At 35.5% G+C, this 15,878-nt stretch carries 22 protein-coding genes and 1 pseudogene; 14 read left to right on the top strand and 9 right to left on the bottom strand.

The window, feature by feature from the left end; all coding sequences use genetic code 11:
* The 7 genes from FTV17_RS14585 to FTV17_RS14555 form a co-directional block, all read left to right on the top strand.
* Positions 1-1,913 (top strand): mobilization protein (locus FTV17_RS14585; protein ID WP_218945427.1); only part of this gene is annotated, 1,913 nt, incomplete at its 5' end.
* 637 nt (positions 1,914-2,550) lie between these two features.
* Positions 2,551-3,501, top strand: a complete 951-nt coding sequence (gene repM / locus FTV17_RS14580) for a replication initiation protein RepM (RefSeq protein WP_180000559.1) — start codon at positions 2,551-2,553, stop codon at positions 3,499-3,501.
* The gene (locus FTV17_RS14575) at positions 3,494-4,069 is read left to right on the top strand and encodes a plasmid replication DNA-binding protein (protein ID WP_180000557.1); all 576 of its coding nucleotides are present in this window, start codon (positions 3,494-3,496) and stop codon (positions 4,067-4,069) included. The genes repM and FTV17_RS14575 overlap by 8 nt, the downstream gene beginning before the upstream one ends.
* A gap of 19 nt (positions 4,070-4,088) precedes the next feature.
* Positions 4,089-4,232, top strand: a complete 144-nt coding sequence (locus tag FTV17_RS14570; RefSeq protein ID WP_180000555.1) for a hypothetical protein — start codon at positions 4,089-4,091, stop codon at positions 4,230-4,232.
* 512 nt (positions 4,233-4,744) lie between these two features.
* Positions 4,745-5,257 (top strand): hypothetical protein, encoded by a 513-nt coding sequence (locus FTV17_RS14565; RefSeq protein ID WP_180000553.1) that lies wholly within the window; start codon positions 4,745-4,747, stop codon positions 5,255-5,257.
* Position 5,258: 1 nt separating this feature from the next.
* Entirely contained in the window at positions 5,259-5,414 is a 156-nt protein-coding gene (locus FTV17_RS14560) for a hypothetical protein (protein WP_155767402.1), read from the top strand.
* A 54-nt stretch (positions 5,415-5,468) separates the two neighbouring features.
* Positions 5,469-5,630 carry a hypothetical protein gene (locus tag FTV17_RS14555; RefSeq protein ID WP_155767404.1) on the top strand — a complete coding sequence of 54 codons (162 nt, stop codon included), beginning with the start codon at positions 5,469-5,471 and terminating at the stop codon, positions 5,628-5,630.
* 187 nt (positions 5,631-5,817) lie between these two features.
* Here the strand turns inward: FTV17_RS14555 and FTV17_RS14550 are convergent, their stop codons facing one another.
* On the bottom strand, positions 5,818-6,876 hold the full coding sequence (locus FTV17_RS14550; protein WP_032007737.1) for a ParA family protein: 1,059 nt from the start codon (positions 6,874-6,876) through the stop codon (positions 5,818-5,820).
* A gap of 183 nt (positions 6,877-7,059) precedes the next feature.
* Positions 7,060-7,344, bottom strand: coding sequence for a hypothetical protein (locus tag FTV17_RS14545; protein WP_035270248.1), 285 nt, complete (start codon positions 7,342-7,344; stop codon positions 7,060-7,062).
* Positions 7,345-7,425: 81 nt separating this feature from the next.
* Here FTV17_RS14545 and FTV17_RS14540 point away from each other — a divergent pair, with 81 nt between their 5' ends.
* The gene (locus tag FTV17_RS14540; RefSeq protein ID WP_180000550.1) at positions 7,426-7,941 is read left to right on the top strand and encodes a hypothetical protein; all 516 of its coding nucleotides are present in this window, start codon (positions 7,426-7,428) and stop codon (positions 7,939-7,941) included.
* A 403-nt stretch (positions 7,942-8,344) separates the two neighbouring features.
* Positions 8,345-8,582, top strand: a pseudogene (locus tag FTV17_RS14535) (hypothetical protein).
* A 297-nt stretch (positions 8,583-8,879) separates the two neighbouring features.
* Here the strand turns inward: FTV17_RS14535 and arsC are convergent.
* Positions 8,880-9,308 (bottom strand): arsenate reductase (glutaredoxin), encoded by a 429-nt coding sequence (gene arsC / locus FTV17_RS14530; RefSeq protein ID WP_180000548.1) that lies wholly within the window; start codon positions 9,306-9,308, stop codon positions 8,880-8,882.
* 82 nt (positions 9,309-9,390) lie between these two features.
* Here arsC and FTV17_RS14525 point away from each other — a divergent pair, with 82 nt between their 5' ends.
* The 3 genes from FTV17_RS14525 to arsH are packed head-to-tail and all read left to right on the top strand — an operon-like array spanning position 9,391 to position 11,460.
* Complete coding sequence (locus tag FTV17_RS14525; protein ID WP_180000546.1) at positions 9,391-9,705, top strand: metalloregulator ArsR/SmtB family transcription factor; 315 nt, start codon at positions 9,391-9,393, stop codon at positions 9,703-9,705.
* Between the two features lie 4 nt (positions 9,706-9,709).
* Complete coding sequence (gene arsB / locus FTV17_RS14520) at positions 9,710-10,750, top strand: ACR3 family arsenite efflux transporter (protein ID WP_180000544.1); 1,041 nt, start codon at positions 9,710-9,712, stop codon at positions 10,748-10,750.
* A gap of 5 nt (positions 10,751-10,755) precedes the next feature.
* Positions 10,756-11,460 (top strand): arsenical resistance protein ArsH, encoded by a 705-nt coding sequence (arsH, locus tag FTV17_RS14515; protein WP_180000542.1) that lies wholly within the window; start codon positions 10,756-10,758, stop codon positions 11,458-11,460.
* A 295-nt stretch (positions 11,461-11,755) separates the two neighbouring features.
* On the opposite strand, the gene FTV17_RS15585 is transcribed toward arsH, so the two are convergent.
* The 6 genes from FTV17_RS15585 to FTV17_RS14490 form a co-directional block, all read right to left on the bottom strand.
* Positions 11,756-11,887: a hypothetical protein gene (locus FTV17_RS15585; protein WP_257219965.1), complete on the bottom strand. Its 132-nt coding sequence runs from the start codon at positions 11,885-11,887 to the stop codon at positions 11,756-11,758.
* A 47-nt stretch (positions 11,888-11,934) separates the two neighbouring features.
* Entirely contained in the window at positions 11,935-12,207 is a 273-nt protein-coding gene (gene nadS / locus FTV17_RS14510; protein WP_004641921.1) for a NadS family protein, read from the bottom strand.
* A complete protein-coding gene (locus tag FTV17_RS14505; RefSeq protein WP_000897309.1) occupies positions 12,200-12,520 on the bottom strand; it encodes a type II toxin-antitoxin system RelE/ParE family toxin in 321 nt (106 codons plus the stop codon). Before FTV17_RS14505 ends, nadS begins: the two co-directional genes overlap by 8 nt.
* A gap of 186 nt (positions 12,521-12,706) precedes the next feature.
* Positions 12,707-12,904 (bottom strand): hypothetical protein, encoded by a 198-nt coding sequence (locus FTV17_RS14500; RefSeq protein ID WP_000476222.1) that lies wholly within the window; start codon positions 12,902-12,904, stop codon positions 12,707-12,709.
* 66 nt (positions 12,905-12,970) lie between these two features.
* Entirely contained in the window at positions 12,971-13,198 is a 228-nt protein-coding gene (locus FTV17_RS14495; protein ID WP_000921865.1) for a hypothetical protein, read from the bottom strand.
* A gap of 96 nt (positions 13,199-13,294) precedes the next feature.
* Positions 13,295-13,510: a cold-shock protein gene (locus FTV17_RS14490; protein ID WP_000071892.1), complete on the bottom strand. Its 216-nt coding sequence runs from the start codon at positions 13,508-13,510 to the stop codon at positions 13,295-13,297.
* A gap of 1,189 nt (positions 13,511-14,699) precedes the next feature.
* On the opposite strand from FTV17_RS14490, the gene mobC reads away from it, so the two are divergent.
* Positions 14,700-15,191, top strand: a complete 492-nt coding sequence (mobC, locus tag FTV17_RS14485; RefSeq protein ID WP_180000539.1) for a plasmid mobilization relaxosome protein MobC — start codon at positions 14,700-14,702, stop codon at positions 15,189-15,191.
* The coding region (locus tag FTV17_RS14480) for a relaxase/mobilization nuclease domain-containing protein (RefSeq protein ID WP_180000537.1) at positions 15,175-15,878 on the top strand (704 nt) is incomplete at its 3' end. The genes mobC and FTV17_RS14480, both read left to right, overlap by 17 nt.

Below are 15,878 nucleotides of genomic sequence, written 5' to 3'. Positions count from 1 at the left end.
AATTTTACAAAGCAATTGATAATTACGTGAAAACCCTCTTAAAAACCAACACAGCAAAAAATAGAGCGGAAATAATCACCTGTATCAAACAACTAGATGGAGTCGACTCGATAAAACCAAATAAAGAGTCTCTAACGGTCACTCTCAACAACGGCAATAAACATCGAATAAAAGGTGATTTCTATCATGAAAACTTCGAAATTGGATCTTATTCAGAGCATCTCAGAGCAGCAGCAGAAAGCCGACCAACTGCAAGTGAGCTTGCAGCAGCTCTCACAGACGCTGAGCAACTTCGAGCAACTTATAGAGCAAAGCGAGAAGCCTATAATCAACAACACCACGCTTTTACGCAAAGTACAGCAGACGACAATAGCCCTAGAATCGCACCTAAGCTCGATTTTGACCGAGATAGGGTATCTATCACCCCAAGCCATAAAAACGCTAACAGCGAGTTATACGGAACAAATAGAGATGCTTCAAAAAAAACTAGCGAATATAAATATTGCGGAAATATCAAAAGTGAAATCGAGTATAGATTCGTTTTCAACCTCAATTCAGGCTCTACAGAACCACATCAACAGCCAGTTGCAGAGCCTTTCAATCGACAAGCAGAGTATACAAAAGAGCATTCAAACCCAAGTACAGCAAGCGATAGCGAACCAAAGCGTACAGATCGAGAGCGAAATACAAACACTGATTTCAGAAAAGCTAAGCAATCAGAGATCGAAATACATTCTTTGGGGGGTAATCAGCTTTGGAATACTGAGTCTTTTAATGAGTTTTTATCTGAGCTATCAAGCCAGCATGAATCTAAAGACCATCGAAGCACAAGAACAAATAATTCAGCAGAACAGTCAGCAAATCAGAAATCAAATCAAAATGTTGGAAATCCAACGGAGGTAAGCAATGCAGACAGAAATCGACCACTTCTTAACAGAGCAAAACAACTTGTTATCAGAACAAAACAGCTTATTGATTCAACAAATCAATTCATTAAAAACAATCTTGAGCGAATACAGCGAAGTAGAGCAGAGCTTAAAAACTCAACTCAAACAACAGCAAACCTTGATTTCAGCACAACAATCCGAAATAGCCAAAATCGAACAGGGGAGCTTTTCCGAGCAGTTACAGCAAGCATTTCAAGAAAACTTGAAAATCCAATTGAATCAGCAATTAACCAAATCATTGAGTCAACTGGATTTAAAAATCATTGTCAGCAACTTAGTAACAGCAAATTTAGAACCGATTCAAACAACAATCAGCACACAACAATCAGACATCGAGAGAGCACTCTCGAAAATCTTGCAATTGAAAGTTCCGAGCGACTTCTACGAAGATTTGCAGATGCAAAGCAAGCAGATCAACATGCTTGGGAAAACTCTAGAGAACTTGACGAAATTAATCGAAAACTTGAACGACTAGAAATCGGAATAACAGAAATTCGACTCAAACCCAAGCCAGCTCTTGATTTTAAATATTTAAGAAGCGACAGTTATTACCCCGATTATGTTGCTTATCACAAAGAAATCAGTGAAAAACAACAGCAAGCATATAAAAATCAGAATCAAATACAACTGATTGTTTTAACGAGTAAAAAAATTAAAAATATAGAAGAATACATAAATCGATCAAGTAAAAATCTCACTCACAGCGAGTGTAGAAAGTTAGATGAAATCATCAAAAACGACCGAAGAATGTTGAGATATCTTGAATGTGAGAAGATTTTAGAGCCTAGAAATTCCCATCTCAAAGAATCAAGAGAATTATATCAATCATGTTTGAAAGGCTTTGAGACGATCAAAAATGATATTCACGAAATTAAAAACCCATCACAACGACAAAACAGCATTGAATTATCAAGTCATGAACTCAAACAGCCACAACCGAGAAATGATTTTGACTTGGATATGTAATCCAATTCAGCAAAAGCGGTAATCAGAGGGGGGAATACGTGATCTACTGTTATGTCGCTCACACTCCGTTCGCTTTGTGCTTTTCTTTTTGATGCTACCAGGGATTAGCAGAGCGAGTGTCTACGAGCGATTGAGCACTATCAAAATTTTCGCCATGCTTTTTCCCTGATTACAAGCTCCGCTTAACTTAATAACGAAAGATACAGAGCATCCCGAAGGGTGCGAACAGATTTAATTTGCATCTAGGTCGAGCGAAGCGAGCATAAAAAACTCATGAGCGAAGCGAATTCCGAGTTGCTTTTGCTTTTTATTAAATTCCAGATGGTATTAACCAAAAAATTGCCCCAACGAACTGAGCGAAAGCGAAGTTCAATAGAGTTTGAGCGTAGCGAAAACCAAGGGCAATTTTTCATGACCTGGGCTTTTAATTATTTTAAAGCTTTTAAATACTTTTAGATGGCTTGAAAGCATTATGAATAAAGGGTTTTAGCTCTTATATGTCCACGTTTACCTTGCAATATGTCCACGTTTACCTTGCAATATGTCCACGTTTACCTTGCAATATGTCTACGTTTACCTTGCATTAGTACACAAATAATATTAACGTGTATTTATACACAATAAAAAAATAGTGGCTATGAGAGATTTAGTCGTAAAAGACAATGCCTTAATCAACGCAAGCTATAACTTAGACTTAGTAGAACAACGTTTAATTTTATTAGCTATTGTTGAAGCAAGGGAAAGTGGGAAAGGGATTAATGCAAATGATCCATTAGAAGTTCATGCAGATAGTTATATCAATCAGTTTGGTGTACACCGTAATACAGCTTATCAAGCCTTAAAAGATGCTTGTAAGGATTTATTCGCGCGTCAATTTAGCTATCAAGAGAAAAAAGCTAATGGGAATATCCGAAATGTTATGAGTCGTTGGGTATCTCAAATTGCTTATAACGACAATGAAGCAACTGTAGACTTAATATTTGCACCTGCTGTTGTTCCCTTCATAACCAGACTGGAAGAACAATTTACTAAATATGAATTACAGCAAGTTAGTAGTCTTAGTAGCGCTTATGCCATTCGCTTATATGAGCTTCTAATTCAGTGGCGAAGCGCTGGTAAAACCCCAACCATAGAACTACAAGAATTTAGAAAGAAGTTAGGCGTTCTTGATAATGAATATTTACGGATGGCTCATTTAAAAGAGCGTGTTTTAGAGCTTTCAATTAAACAAATAAATGAGCATACGGATATAACTGTAAAATATGAACAGCATAAAAAAGGTCGATCAATTTCAGGTTTTTCTTTTACGTTTAAACAGAAGAAAAAGGATAATCCATCAATAGAAAGAGATCCGAATGCCTTAGACCTTTTTTCAAAGATGACCGATGCTCAACGGCATATGTTTGCAAACAAACTTTCAGAACTCCCTGAAATGGGTCGCTATTCACAAGGAACCGAAAGCTATCCTCAATTTGCTGTTCGTATTGCTGAGATGCTACAAGACTCTGAAAAAATCAAAGAACTAGCCCCATACCTAAAAAAAGTGGGATACATGCCATCAAATAAAAAGGACATAGTAAATGGCTAAGTTATCGCTAAGTGAAGTATCTAAAAAATTTCATATTGATAGGTCAACCATTTACAGAGCTGTACGTAATGGGCGTTTATCACGCTCTAGTGATGGTCAATTTGACCTTTCGGAAGTAATTAGATGCTTTGGGGAGCCTGAGCAAACATCTCAACAAATTGAATCATCGAGATCAGATAGCGATGAATCTACAAAAAAACTCATTATTCATTTAGAAAATGAAGTTAAAAAATACCAAGAACGTGAAGAACGGTTAATGCAACAAATTGACCGTATGCAAACACTCATTGAGCTGAAAAGTGTTGCACCTGCCACAGCATCACCACAACAAAATGCTACGGCATGCGACACCGACATGCCACAGCATGCGACAACACAACAAGACAATGATAATAAAAAGAATAATGAATTAAATATTGCAGAAAATGTGGCAGTGCCACAGCAAGAAACTACGGCATACCACACCCAAACGCTACAGCATGCCACGTTGCAAAATGTGACAGTGCCACAACCCAAAAAACGTAGTTTATTTGGCCGTGTGCTGAATGCCGTATTTGATAATGATTGAGTTATAAGGGAGAAAAGTCATGCCAAAATTGAAAGATATTGCTCTGGGTATTGTGGTTGCTCCTGTACTGATCCCGATCATGCTGATTGCATCGTACCAGGATAAAAAAGCGCTGAAGAAAGAGCTGGATGAACGCCAAAAAGGAAAAGACCAGGCATCCTGATTATTCAACTGAGCTAATTAAAAGTGTGGAACATTGATTAAATAGTAGGCGTGGAACGGTAAGATTCACGAAAAAAGCCCGATCTGGAGGATCCGGGCCAATCAAAATGATATATACCATTGATTAATAAAGATAATTATAAAGCATTTCGCATAAGGTGTATTATGTTAATTTTAGGAAAACTTACAGAATGTATAATTTAAAGATTATGGTTTGGGTGATCCTTATCTTAGTAATCTTATGGGGAATACAATGGATGTTTCATGGCTTTCCAACAGGAAATTAAAGCTATACATTGATGATTTCGTATAATCCGTATTATGTTAATTTTAGAAAAACTTAATCTAAATACTTTTATTTTTTATATTGCATTCTGTTCTTTTAGTTGCTTACAGATCGTTTATGGAATATCTGGTTATAAGCACAAAATCGATCCTGTACTTGACTTCGATAAGCTCGTATAGGACATTTCTGCTCTGGAATAACCTAGAATGAATAATTTTGAGTAAAATATGGCTGTCGATAAGGATAGATATAAAGCACTTTATGAATATCAAAAAGCTCAATTTGATGATGAAAAAACTAGATATTCCAAACTAGAAGATAAAGCTGCCAAGTATTTAACTTTTTTAACAATAATTATTTCTGCTTATATATTACTTGTTAGTAAATTCATTAATACATCCAATAATATTTATTGCTTAACCTACGCTATTATCATTTTCTTTGTTATTTTAACGTTTTTTTCTTTTTGTGGTGCTTGGTTTTCTATTTTTAAAAGCCTAAGACTTCAAGAAGTAAAAAAAATGCCTTCAGATGGTGAACTCATCGAGTTTTTTGAATCTAATGAACTTCCTAGTGTTTATTTAGGCTTAGCTGAGAATTATAGTGAGGCTATTGAGTGGTACCGAATTAAGAACCATGATAAAACTACCCTAATGCAACAAGGCTATAAAGAGATTTTTCATACGGCAATTTTCTTTATAATTTCCATTTTTCTTATATTTTTAACTCAGGTAGCATAACGTGACAGTAGATGATAAATCTAAGCCAGAAAAAGCACCTGCTCAATCTCAGCCTAAACCTGAGAGAGCTGTACGGCCAACAAAAAAACCAACTTTGGGATTTGGTTTAGAAGATGCTAGTGGCGGAGGCTTGAGACCTTCAAAAAACCAAAAATAACTATTGCCTGATATTGATCATAATTTTATTTTAGTATCAAGTAATGAGGTAATCATGACAAAGTCTAGTAATAATAACCAACAAAATAGTGGTGCTCAACAATCATCGGCTAAACCCGAAAGAGCTGTAAAAGTTTCAGGACCTAAACTAGTTGGTGGGGCTCTTGATGGGGGATCAAAGGAATGGTTTGCGAGTCTTACTAGCAATAAAAAATAATCTACAAAAAAGAGTCTGCCGTATTAATTGGCGAACTGATTTAAATAGAGAGTTGTACTAAAAATTTAACGATCATCAATGCTGGACCCTTAGCTTAACAAACAAATGTAACGGGTGTGTTCGACCATTATAAAATCAAAAAAGCCTAGATCTTCGATCTAGGCTTTTTTGATTTTGCATAGAATTTTTACTCAATGCTATGGATTAAAGCTTGAATATTAGGAACTTGCCTATCTAACTGTGATTGATTCACTCTCACTGTTTTACCTAGAACCTGTTTATTACCAGCAGTCAATTTTGATATAGGAATACCTTCAGCTCCAGAAACTACCGATGCGCTGTTTGCATCGTTAACTTCATACTGGAACATATGTCTGAAGGCTCTTCTGCTATTAGGTGGATTAGCACCTGTAGGATGTATTGAAAATAAATTAGGATTGTTTGTCCAAGCTGTATAAATTTCTTCTCCAATCTCATTTACTACTGTTTTAAATGCAGTTGCAGAGGATTGATTCATTTGAGTTAATCTATTACCGATATACATATAAATCTTTGGTACAGACATTCTATATCGCTGAGAATTGATATGAAATTCTGATTGCTGTTGTCCTGGCTGACGCGTAATACCATAAATTAATGCTAAAACGGCTCTAACTGCACGTTTAGACGACCCATCAGCAGAGAATGGAATCAATAACCGATCAGCAGCAGACATAGCTAATTCTGTATAGATAGAAAAACTAGGATTACAATCAATAAAAACCGTTAAATCTTCAGTATTTAGAGAAACTCTGACATCTTCAATTAAATCACTAATCCAAGTATGTACAATTCTCCATGCATCCGTTGGTCCCGGCATTGCTGCAGATGCAACACGAGATGCTTGTATTTCCAATTGTTCATCACCAGGTACCAAATATAAATTATTTGGTAATTGAGAGTTGTACTGATTCGGGCTTATATAAAAATTTGCACCAGATCTTGGATTTACGTATGGACTTAAAATACGACTTTCTACATAACCTGAAATTGTTTTTTTACTGGCTTGAGAATGAATTTCATCTAAGTGAGATTCTCCGCGCTCAATTCCACCTAAAAGCATTGATGAAGAATTAGCTTGAGGGCATAAATCTAATACTAAAACTTTTTTATTTGGATGAGTGACAGCATACTCAGCTGCAATTTGAAAAGTTAAGTAACTTTTACCAACCCCACCTTTATTATTCCATAAAGCATAAATAGCCATTTTTAGAATTTCCAACACTTTCCAACAATTTTGCAATCATATGTGATAGTTCGGTGTTAATGGTAGTTTTTTTAAGAATTCACAATAACTTCATTCATATTTAACATAAAATCTCTTATACGAAATCCAAATTCAAGACATAAAAAAGCCCAACATCCTGTTGGGCTTTTTTAATAGAAATAATTACCAACGGCTCAATCTACCGTTGTACAACATATCATTGATCTCACTTTGAGTTCTCCATGAACATTGGACAGTCGGATATTGATCCCCTCGATTAGAATGATAATCTCTATGGCGATCAGCAACTCTGTCACAATCAGCGATTTTATTATAAGGCCCACCTATTAGATGCCAAGTCTCTCCATGAGAATTATGTTTACATAATAGGAACAAGGGCTTATTAGCAAATACCAGAGTAGCTAATGAAGCTAATAATCCCCCAATAATAATTTTTTTTAATTTCATAATAAATTTCCTTTTTTAATCGAATCTTAATTATAATATAAAAATATTTTTTAAACACAAAAGTTATTTTTAGGTGATATTATGAGAAATATATTATATTTATTCTTATGTATGTCTTTTACACTAATAACTAATGCTGCTTATGCATCAGATATTAATGATAAAAATGAAATAATTAAGAAAATTAATTCTTGGTTAACTGAACATGTAGTAGATGAATTTGTAGAAGATAAAAAAGTTCCACAAGAAACATTTTATAGTAGTGCTGCTATAAACGTTGATGTGATGATGGTTTCACAAAGACTGAAGTATGATTATGATCGTCCAGTTTATGTTGAAGCCTATGATAATATTAAATGGTCAGACATGAAAAAAAATAATAATGGAAAATATTTAACAATTAATAATGAAAATGTTAATGGATTCTTGTTTTTTAAGAAACCTAACATAAAGTTGATAAAAGTAAATACTTATAAATCACCCCGTCCAACAAGAGAAGTTACAGATACAATAGAATTCCCTTTAACGAAAAAGGTTAGTAAAAGTGAGATTAATAAACTTGAACTACTGTTAAGTCAGTTAGCTAATAGTAAATAAAAAATAATGTGATTATTCAACTACCACTATTTCTATAGACTTTCTTTTAACTAGATAGAATGAGAATTAAAGAAAGATATTTCATAATAGAGGGCTTTGTTGCACAAAGACTTGAAAGGCAAAGCCTCAAAAAATGCTAAGCGGATTTACTTAATTCACTTGATTTCATATCACCCCTTATGCGAAATTTTATACATGAAAAAAAGCTCAGCCATGGGGTTACTGAGCAAAAAGAGAAAAATTTAATAATCTTTTTTACATTAGGTTCATCATTTTAAGTAAGAATAGTACTTCCTGAACATCATGCAGATGAGTCATTAAAAACTAGATAAATCATAAATGATGATATTATCTAAAAATACGAGTGTAGCTTAACCTCTCCCAGAGGTCGATTAGAATAGAAATGCAAAATTTTAGCGTTAATGATCTAGATTTATTGATTGAAAAATATCGAAAAGCAGACAAAGAAGTAAAGAAAATCCTAATCGGTTATAAATTATTTGGTGAATTAATGAATGATTCTAAGTTTCATGAAGAAGTTATCAATTCAGCATTAAGTACTACGAAAAGAAAATATAAGAAAATATAAGAAAATAAAAATAAAAATCACAACAGATGAATATCAGCTGGATTTTGAATAAAGGTAAGCTAAGTATCCAATACTCAAATCCTATTAAATTATCCAAAAATTTGTCCACAGAAATTGGGGATGAATTTGATCTTAAAAGGCATATATCTTATAGGGAATTGCGGTTTTGATCACTTTTTAACCAATTTTATTGGCAAGAAGTATCAAAATTGCTCAAAAAGAAACCGACATGTTTCAAAGTCGGTTTTTTGCTGTTTTTCGGGGTGGGTGAAAATTTTTAAGTTATTGATTTTAAATAATTATTTTGATTGCATTTCGCATAAGCTCTATTATGTTAAATGAGGCGGATTTATTTAATCCGCTTACCATTTTTATCGATGATTATTTCACCATCCTCTTTGATAAAAGCTCCTAATTGAGGCGCAGACAAAATATCTAAAACGAGTTCAGATGGTCTACATAGTTTTACGCCTAACTCAGTCACTACAAATGGACGATTAATTAAAATTGGATACTCAAGCATAAAATTAATGAGCTGTTCATTTGTCCAGTGCTGCTGATCCAAGTTGTGAGCTTCAAAAGGTTCCACGTTTTTGCGAATAGCTTCACGTACAGAGAGACCTGATTTCTCAATTAAATTAATGAGTTCACTTTTACTTGGAGGGTTGAGAAGATACTCAATAATTTCGGGTTCTTCTCCGGTATTTCGAATGAGAGCTAGTGTATTTCTTGATGTTCCGCAAGCTGGGTTGTGATAGATCTTAACTTTCGATGACATTGGATTAACTCAGAACTTAATAATATTGCATTTATATATGGATATCCGTATATTCGCAATAGAATATATGTGAGTGTAGATTATGGATCAAGCAGATTTCTTTAAATGTCTATCTGACCCGACACGTTTGGATATTTTAAAAATCATTTTAGAAAGACAAAATGTATGTGTATGTGAAATCACAGAGATCTTACAACTGAACCAACCCAAAATTTCTCGTCACCTGGCTTTACTCCGCAACCTTTCAATTTTGCTCGATGAACGTAAGGGACAATGGGTGTATTACCGATTAAATCCTGATTTACCAGAATGGGTAAATGCAGTTCTCAATGTTTTAAATGATGAAGTACTGAATAAACCTGCGAGCAACTTATCTATCTCTATGCAATGCGAGTAATTCAATGTCCGCATCAAAGCTCTCATTCTTAGATCGAAACCTAACTCTATGGATTTTCATTGCCATGGCATTAGGCGTAGGTATTGGAGTGTTTTTCCCCCAAACATCTGTTGTATTAGATCAATTAAGCATTAATTCAGTGAATATCCCTATCGCAATAGGGCTTATTTTGATGATGTATCCCCCACTTGCCAAAGTTGACTATGCAACCTTGCCTAAAGTCTTTGAGGACAAGCGAACCCTTACATTATCTCTTGTTCAAAACTGGATCATTGCACCTTGCTTAATGTTTGCTTTGGCAATCATTTTTCTGCACGCCTATCCTGAATATATGACTGGCCTAATTCTCATAGGCTTAGCTCGATGTATTGCGATGGTCCTCGTCTGGAATGGTCTGGCATGTGGGGATAATCAATATGTTGCTGCCTTGGTTGCGTTTAACAGTATCTTCCAGATCTTGTTCTTTAGTACTTATGCTTGGTTGTTCTTGACCTTCTTACCGCCATTCTTTGGGGTAGAAGCACAAATCATTGATGTAAGCTTTTGGACCATTACCCATGCTGTTCTGGTTTATCTAGGTATTCCATTCTTACTTGGTTTTTTAACCCGGCTGATTTTAGTCAAACAGAAAGGTTTGGATTGGTATCAAACTAAGTTTATTCCAAAGATTAGCCCAATCAGCCTTATTGCGCTTTTATTCACGATTGTAGCCATGTTCAGTCTTAAAGGTGGTGAAGTGATTAGCCTTCCTCTAGACGTGCTTAGAATCGCTATTCCTTTGACGATCTATTTTGTTGCAATGTTCTTCATCAGCTTCTTTATTAGTAAGTGGATGGGCAACGATTACCCTAAAACGACTGCTATTTCCTTTACTGCGGCAGGCAATAATTTTGAATTAGCACTGGCTGTAGCGATTGCCACTTTTGGATTAGCTTCACCTGTAGCTTTCACAACCGTGATTGGACCGCTTGTTGAAGTGCCTGTATTGATTGCCTTAGTGACAGTTTCGCTATGGCTTAGGAAAAAAGTTTTTAAAGAGGTATGAATCTAATGAACTTACCAAATATTGATCTTAGTCTTTTAGAAAAACCGACTTTAGAAAAAGTTCAGGCAAAGAACCTTGAACATCCTCCAAGAATACTGCTTCTGTATGGCTCAAATCGTGATAGATCCTATAGCCGTTTAGCTGTTCAGGAAGCTGGTCGAATCCTTGAATATTTTGGTGCGGAGGTGAAAATCTTCCATCCAAAAGGGCTACCCCTCCCTGAAGATGGTGATATGCAACATCCAAAGGTTAAAGAACTGCATGAACTTTTAGCATGGTCAGAAGGCATGGTTTGGTGCTCTCCTGAACGTCATGGTTCAATGAGTTCGATTTTAAAAGCGCAGATTGACTGGATTCCATTAGCGGCAGGTGCAATACGTGCCACGCAAGGTAAAACCTTAGCTGTAATGCAAGTTTGTGGAGGTTCACAATCCTTTAATGCTGTAAATCAATTACGTATTTTAGGGCGTTGGATGCGTATGATCACGATACCAAATCAGTCCTCAGTTCCTAAAGCATTTCTTGAGTTTGAAGAAGATGGTCGTATGAAGCCTTCTTCTTATTACACGAGGATCGTCGATGTGATGGAAGAACTTTATAAATTTACGCTTTTAACCAGGGGGCAATCAGCATATCTAACTGATCGTTACTCTGAACGTGTAGAAAGTGCGGAAGAGCTTTCAAAACGTGTGAATCAGAAGAGTATTTAGATCTCCTAAAATTAACATAATACACGTTATACGAAGTACACTTGTATATTAATATAATTATCAAATACTTAGTAAAACCAGAAAAATTACAAAATGTCCAAAAAGCCGACTTTGAAACAAGTCGGCTTTTTTATGAGCGGTTTTGATAGTTCTTGCCAATAAAATTGGTTGATAAATGACCAGTTTCAGAATCAGTGCCCATTTCATGCGAATCCAGGTTTCAAAAATATCCCCAATTGCTGTAGATAAAATTTAGGCTATTTTGTAGGCCTGGGCTTACGTAAATTCCGGTTCTTTACGGTTGTCCAGGTGCCTGAAATTTTTCTATGATGGATTCATCAGGAACAGGAAGTTCTACACAATAATAAGAACAACGATACGCACAAGGACAGTAAGGTACGACAGGAGTTATACCGAGCGAACCCATACGAAAAACCCCGGCAGGATGCGGGGGTTTTTTATTATCTAAACTTCTTAAATTAAAGTTGGATGAGCATCTAAAATACGAATTAAAGTCGCTGCAGGACCAGTCGGATAGCGACGGCCTTGTTCCCAGTTTTGCAGGGTTCTCGCGCTGATATGCAAACGTGCAGCAAATTCAGCCTGGGTTAAGCCTGTTTTCTCACGTACTTCTTTAATATCCGGTAATTCAAGCTCTGTGACTCGACTTGCCTTTATCTCATTACGCTTGATGGCACCAGCTTCTTTGATTGAAGCAACCAGGTCATCAAATAAGTTGTTATCCATGAAATTGCTCCTTTACTAATTGACGTAGAATCGAGGTTTCTTTGTCTGTCAGATTATCTTTCACAGACTTTGGATAAGCCACCAGGAAAAAGATCTGATCATCTTCTGTAACCCAATAATAGATCACACGGATACCGCCACTTTTGCCTTTATTGCCCTGAGCACAACGTACTTTACGAATTCCACCACCATTCTTGATTAAGTCGCCCTTATCAGGCTGTACCAAGAGATCTTGCTGGAGCTGACGATACTCTTCATCACTCACAAGCTCTTTGATTTGCTTAGTAAAAATACTGGTTTCAATGAATAACATAGGTTTAAGTACGTCAATGGCGTATAAGAATTTTAGCAGTTTTAGAATAAAAAAACGAGAGCTGTGAACTCTCGTTTCGCATAAGCAAAGGCTTACAAATATAAATATTAGGTATAAAAAACCCGCATGATAGCGAGTAGGTCCTGATATTTCATTCAGACTATAGATTTTATAAAAACTATATTTCTAGATGATTTTAAATATTTTTCCACTTAAGGTACTTTGAAAAAGCATTTCAAAACTAGGTCGAATATCTTCACCATCAACGGTGATATGTTTTATATTCAAATGAGATTGTGTGTTGGCAAACTCATGATCCACTGTGGCTTGAATAGCGTGTTTAACGCCAAACTGGTCTTTTACGCTGAGAGTCTGTTTAAACATATATATTTCCTTAAAAAAATTGCAGTGTAAATCCCACATAAATTATTGATGTTTAAAAATTTATCGCTAAGCAACTTTATGATTTAATTTAAATAGCTGATTTAGAGAAGTGTAAAATGTACGGCCATCCAAATTTAAATCAACTTCGATTCCAGATTCCAGTAGAACTCTTTTACCTACTTCGATTTGTTTTAAACCTTGACGTGTATTTTGCATTTTATGTAGAGGAATTAATGAAACAATAATTTCAGTACCATTTTTAGATTTTGCAATTAAATCATTTACTTTTAACAACTTATATCCTATTTTTAGAGATTTTTTCAATTTTGAAAACATTTTAAAGCATAAAAAAAGCACTTATGAGTGCTTTTTATTACTGCTTATTATTACTTAGATAGCAACAATATTTACAGCATTCGGTCCTTTTTGACCTTGAGCTACACTGAATTCAACTTGCTGGCCTTCAAATAAGGTCTTGAAACCTGAACTCGCGATTTCGCTGAAATGAGCAAAAACGTCTGGACCTGATTCTTGTTGAATGAAACCAAAACCTTTAGTTTCGTTAAACCACTTAACAGTACCTTTAACAACATTTGAGTTTGACATAATATATCCTACTAATTTTTAATAATTTTTTAGTCATTTTATTGACTGATTAATAACTTTGAAAATAATAAAGAATGAGACTTAAAATCTAAAAAACGAAGGATTATGACTAAAACTGCGATACTTAAGGAAGATTTACCGAAACAAGACTTTTTTCTAGTTAAGTTAAATATACAGTAAAAATAAAAATAATCAAGTTTTCTGATATAAATATTAATTTTTCTTATAAAATCTATATTTTTTTAAAAATTAATTAAATTCAATAACTTATTTATTATATTATTTAATATTTTCTTTAACATAAAATCTCTTATGCGAAGTCAAAAACTCTAGACCTAAAAGTACATATAAAATTAGTGCCTATTCATAATAAGAATTAAAACTCTTGTAATTACTTTCATACTTGTATCAACTTTTTTAAACAGAACTATTGTTCTTAACTAAATGCTCTCATTCCCTCAACGTTCCCCTTCAGTCTGCCGATAGGCAGACTGAAGGGGAACGTTGAGGGAATTTCGGCCATACTTACCCTTAAAGGGGCTAATTATCCCCCTTAAAGTATTCCCGAAAATCTATCGGACTGACGGAGCCACGTCTCGGTCGATCGGCAAAGAATAAGTGTACTTTCTCTTCAGGCTGAGATTACGATCTACACATCGCATTGGCACGTTCTCAAACCGAACAGCAGCTTTTCTCTGCGAGGGTTTCCCCAACATACAATTTAAAGCTTAGCTGAACTACTCATCACGCTGTTGCTTTGCCAATATCCCCTAGTAACAACTTAATCACGATGGTGCGCTAGCGTCGCTAATCCATCCACCCGCACCTGTGAAATCTACAAAATCTGTAAATCAAGCAGAGCGTAGCAAAATTTAAAAAATCGGATTTAAATTGGTTCAATTTCTGCATGTTTCAGAAAAAAAATTTAATGCATTAATCATTGAACCGAACTCTAAAAAATACATATATGACCTTCAGCACATTTTGATGCCATATAAACCTTTTTATTGACTTATCTAAGAAAAAAATTATTGATCTTTGCAAAACAGAATAAGCTCTAAATAAAAGGGGCAATGCGACAAGCAAGCCTACCTGTGTCCACAATTTTCTTCGAAAATTTGGACTCAGGGACTTGTTAGGGGTTTCACCCCTAAGACCCCAAAAGCAAAAGCTCTTAACGAGACACGAAATGGTAAAAAATAAAACAAAAAAATTTAGACTCACACAGCTCCAGTTTGAGCAACTGGAGCAACACCTGCAAAAGGAAAATACAAGTTTCACTGACTTCATTCATTCATTAATCGAGCGTGAAGTCATGCAAGATGTGATTACCGTTCAACAAACCAAAGACGAAATAAAACCCACAAGAACAAAAATTAAAACAGTGATTGAGGTAGTCAAACGCTATCAAAAGACTGATCCGAATGTATTGCTAGAGCTATCAAGAATCGGCAACAACCTGAATCAAATCGCTAGAGCATTAAACATCATCAAGAACGCAGATCCTCAAGAACAACGCAAACTAAATATTTTTAACATGTTGCTTGTTTTAAAAGGCATTCAAACCGAGCTAGAAAAAGTCTTCCCTGCCTTACCTAAAATTAGTCGGCAAAGCCCTGAACGCTTAAAAAAGCAGTTGTCTTCAGTACAACTGGCTGAGGATGATGAAAGTGCATATTAAATTTTTGAATCATGGCAAAGGCAATGCTGCCAAAGCATCGGCATACTTACTCGATAAGTTTGATCACATGGGCAATGTGCGTGCAGGCATTGAAGTTTTAAGAGGTGATGCAACCACATTTAACGCCATTTGTGATGCAAGCCCCCATCTGTGGAAATACACCAGTGGCGTGATTGCTTGGTCAAAGGATGATGCCCCTACAGACGAGCAGATCAGGGAGGTTTTAACCGACTTTGAACAACATGCTTTCTCAGGGTTAGACCCATCTCAATATCATCTGTTTGCCGTTCAACATACGGATGATGATGGCTCAAAGCATATTCATGTTTTAGTACCACGCCTTGATTTACAGAGTGGAAAATCACTCAACATTGCGCCCCCAGGGCATGAGAAACATTTCGACTCATTACGGGATTACTTCAACACAAAATACCAGTGGTCACGCCCTGACGATTTGCTGCTAATGCACACGACACAAGAGCCGAACCACGTTGCCAAGCTTAATGCTCAAGCAAAAAAAATACTCTCAAGCAAAGAGCTAGAAACCTTGCCCAAAAAGCAATTTTACAAAGCAATTGATAATTACGTGAAAACCCTCTTAAAAACCAACACAGCAAAAAATAGAGCGGAAATAATCACCTGTATCAAACAACTAGATGGAGTCGACTCGATAAAACCAAATAAAGA

The sequence above is a fragment of the Acinetobacter sp. YH12239 genome, assembly GCF_013417635.1.
Lineage (GTDB): Bacteria > Pseudomonadota > Gammaproteobacteria > Pseudomonadales > Moraxellaceae > Acinetobacter.
Note: the sequence above shows the minus strand (reverse complement) of the source record. Positions and strands in the feature narration are given on the sequence as shown.

Coding starts and splice junctions, on each gene's coding strand:
- repM (WP_180000559.1), top strand. CDS start 2,551: ATGAGAGATTTAGTCGTAAAAGACAATGCCTTAATCAACGCAAGCTAT.
- FTV17_RS14575 (WP_180000557.1), top strand. CDS start 3,494: ATGGCTAAGTTATCGCTAAGTGAAGTATCTAAAAAATTTCATATTGAT.
- FTV17_RS14570 (WP_180000555.1), top strand. CDS start 4,089: ATGCCAAAATTGAAAGATATTGCTCTGGGTATTGTGGTTGCTCCTGTA.
- FTV17_RS14565 (WP_180000553.1), top strand. CDS start 4,745: ATGGCTGTCGATAAGGATAGATATAAAGCACTTTATGAATATCAAAAA.
- FTV17_RS14555 (WP_155767404.1), top strand. CDS start 5,469: ATGACAAAGTCTAGTAATAATAACCAACAAAATAGTGGTGCTCAACAA.
- FTV17_RS14550 (WP_032007737.1), bottom strand. CDS start 6,876: ATGGCTATTTATGCTTTATGGAATAATAAAGGTGGGGTTGGTAAAAGT.
- FTV17_RS14545 (WP_035270248.1), bottom strand. CDS start 7,344: ATGAAATTAAAAAAAATTATTATTGGGGGATTATTAGCTTCATTAGCT.
- FTV17_RS14540 (WP_180000550.1), top strand. CDS start 7,426: ATGAGAAATATATTATATTTATTCTTATGTATGTCTTTTACACTAATA.
- arsC (WP_180000548.1), bottom strand. CDS start 9,308: ATGTCATCGAAAGTTAAGATCTATCACAACCCAGCTTGCGGAACATCA.
- FTV17_RS14525 (WP_180000546.1), top strand. CDS start 9,391: ATGGATCAAGCAGATTTCTTTAAATGTCTATCTGACCCGACACGTTTG.
- arsB (WP_180000544.1), top strand. CDS start 9,710: ATGTCCGCATCAAAGCTCTCATTCTTAGATCGAAACCTAACTCTATGG.
- arsH (WP_180000542.1), top strand. CDS start 10,756: ATGAACTTACCAAATATTGATCTTAGTCTTTTAGAAAAACCGACTTTA.
- FTV17_RS15585 (WP_257219965.1), bottom strand. CDS start 11,887: ATGGGTTCGCTCGGTATAACTCCTGTCGTACCTTACTGTCCTTGTGCG.
- nadS (WP_004641921.1), bottom strand. CDS start 12,207: ATGGATAACAACTTATTTGATGACCTGGTTGCTTCAATCAAAGAAGCT.
- FTV17_RS14505 (WP_000897309.1), bottom strand. CDS start 12,520: ATGTTATTCATTGAAACCAGTATTTTTACTAAGCAAATCAAAGAGCTT.
- FTV17_RS14500 (WP_000476222.1), bottom strand. CDS start 12,904: ATGTTTAAACAGACTCTCAGCGTAAAAGACCAGTTTGGCGTTAAACAC.
- FTV17_RS14490 (WP_000071892.1), bottom strand. CDS start 13,510: ATGTCAAACTCAAATGTTGTTAAAGGTACTGTTAAGTGGTTTAACGAA.
- mobC (WP_180000539.1), top strand. CDS start 14,700: ATGGTAAAAAATAAAACAAAAAAATTTAGACTCACACAGCTCCAGTTT.